This is a genomic window from Mycobacterium asiaticum (genome assembly GCF_001668675.1).
Taxonomy (GTDB): Bacteria; Actinomycetota; Actinomycetes; order Mycobacteriales; family Mycobacteriaceae; genus Mycobacterium; species Mycobacterium asiaticum_D.
Genome location: NZ_LZKQ01000239.1, coordinates 1 through 2,348, shown reverse-complemented (window position 1 = coordinate 2,348; position 2,348 = coordinate 1). Strand labels below are relative to the sequence as shown.

The following is a 2,348-nucleotide window of genomic DNA, read 5'->3' as shown; positions in this document are numbered from 1 at the left end:
TGACCAGGGCGGCCGGGTCGACGATCAGGTCGACGGTGTCGGCCAGCCGTTGCCAGACCTGCGGGTCCAGCCCGAGGTTGGCCTCGCCCTTGTCACCGGCGATCACCTCGAGGTGGTCGGCGGCCAGTTGCTGGTAGTGGGCCAGCAGCTTGGGGTCGCCGCTGTCGAAAGTGCGGTCCAGTCGGGCGCGGGCCTCCTCGTCGGACTTGGCGCGCACCAGCGCGATCACCTTGCCGCCGGCCAAATCCATGCGCTCCAGCCAGTCCAGGGCCAGGTAGCGACCCAGGAATCCGGTGGCGCCGGTCAACAGCACCGTCCGCACCTCGCTGCTCGGCTTGGGCAGGTTCGGTGCCGCTTCCAGGGTGGCCGCGTCGAGGAACTTGTCCAGTGTGAGATCGGAGGCGTGCACCTCGGCCGCATTGCGACCGTGCACCGCCGCGAACGAAGGCCGCTTGGTGCCCTGCCGCTCGGCCTCGATGTAGGCCGCGATCGCCTGCAGGTCGTTGGCTGGGCTGACGATCACACCCACCGGCACGTCGGTGTCGAAGATCTCGCGCAACAGGTTTCCGAAGGTCAACGCCGACAGCGAGTCGCCGCCCAGGTCGGTGAAGTGGGCGTCGGGCGTCAGGTCGGTGCTTGCGGTACCCAGCATCGCCGCCGCGGCACGCGTGACGGTCTGCAGCACCGGTGCCTCGGCTCCGGTACGGCGCAGCTCGTTGAGCTCGTTGGCCTGCCCGGCTTCCAGCTCGGCATAGAGCTGTTCGAGGCGCTCGCCGTAGTGCTGCTTGAGCTTCGGCCAGGCCAGCTTGCGGATCCCGGTCAGCAGCCCGTTCTCCACCGTGAACGGCGTGGTCTCGATGATGAAGTCACGCGGCACCTCGTAGGACTGCAATCCGGTCTCCCGGGCCACGCTCTGCAGCGAGTCGGCGATCATCGGCTTCAGCGCCGCGACGTCGTGGCTGGCCAGTGCCTCCTCGGTCGGGACGACGACGGCCAGCAGGTACGGGTGCGCGCTGTTGCCGTAGACGTAGATCTGCCGCACCAGCGGGCTGTTGCCGAACAGAGCTTCCAGCTTGGCCACGGTCACGAACTCGCCCTGGGCGAGCTTGAGGACGTTGTTGCGGCGATCGACGTACACCAATCGGCCGGGTCCGATCTCGGCGACGACGTCGCCGGTGCGGTAGTAGCCGTCCTCGTCGAAGACGTTGGCGGTGGTCTCCGGCCGCTTGTAGTAGCCGGGGAACATGTTCTCGGTCTTGAGCAGCAACTCACCCCGCGGGTGTGGCCGGTCGGTGGCGAAGTAACCCAGATCGGGGACGTCGGCCAACTTGTAGTCGATGACCGGCGGGCTCTGGATCTCGCCGTCGAACAGCACCATGCCGGCCTCGGTCGAGCCGTAGCCGTCCAGCAGGTGCATTTCCAGGAGCGATTCGACCCACTGTTTGAGTTCCGGGGAGGTTGGCGCCGAGCCCGTCATCGCGAAGATGAAGCGGCCACCCAGCTGGTACTGGCGCAGCTCGGCAATCACCTCGGCCTCCACCGCCTCGCGGGTGGCCTGGTCGGCCGCATCCGGCAGCCGGCGGTTGACCTGCCGCTGGAATTCGCCGAACAGCGTCTCCCAGATGCGGGGCACGAAGTTCAGTTCGGTCGGCCGCACCAGCTCGAGGTCTTCGAGCAGGGTGGACAGGTCGCTCTTGGCGGCGAAGTAAGCGGTGCCACCGTTGCCCAGCGTGCCGTAGAGGATGCCGCGTCCCATGACGTGGCTCATCGGCATGAAGTTGAGGGTGATGGACGCCGGGGTCTCGCCGAACCAGTTGCGCGCCGAGCGGCACCACATCTTGGCGACGTTGCGCTGCGGGTACATCGCGCCCTTGGGGGCGCCAGTGCTGCCAGAGGTGTAAATCAGCAGCGCCAACGGGTTGTCGTCATCGGTGGCGACCGGCGCCGTGGCCGGCAGCGACTTGCCGCGTTCGAGGAGCTCGGCCAGCGTCTCGACGGTGACCGCCGAATCGGCGAGCGCCGCGCGGGCGGCGTCGAAAGCCTCGCGCTCGTCGTCGACCTCGGGGTGGTAGTCGAAGACCACCAGCTTGCGGGGGGCCGGGGCGCTGCCGATCAACTCGACGGCGTCGGGCAACTGCTTGATGCTGGCGGCGAACGCCACCGGCTCGGTCTCGGCCACGATGGGCTGCAGCTGCGTGAGCGTCGCGCTGGTCTGTAGGGGGACCGCGACGGCGCCGACGAGTCCCAGCGCGATGTCGATCGTGGTGAAGTCCACGCTGGTGAAGCCGAGAACACAGACACGGTCGCCGGTCTGGACCGACGCGTCGGTCAGGGCCCGGGCCAGCGCG

At 68.3% G+C, this 2,348-nt stretch carries 1 protein-coding gene; it reads right to left on the bottom strand.

Features of this window, described 5'->3' with window-relative positions; all coding sequences use genetic code 11:
• Positions 1-2,348: carboxylic acid reductase (gene car, locus A9X01_RS21015; protein ID WP_065122605.1), on the bottom strand; the 2,348-nt coding region annotated here is incomplete at both ends.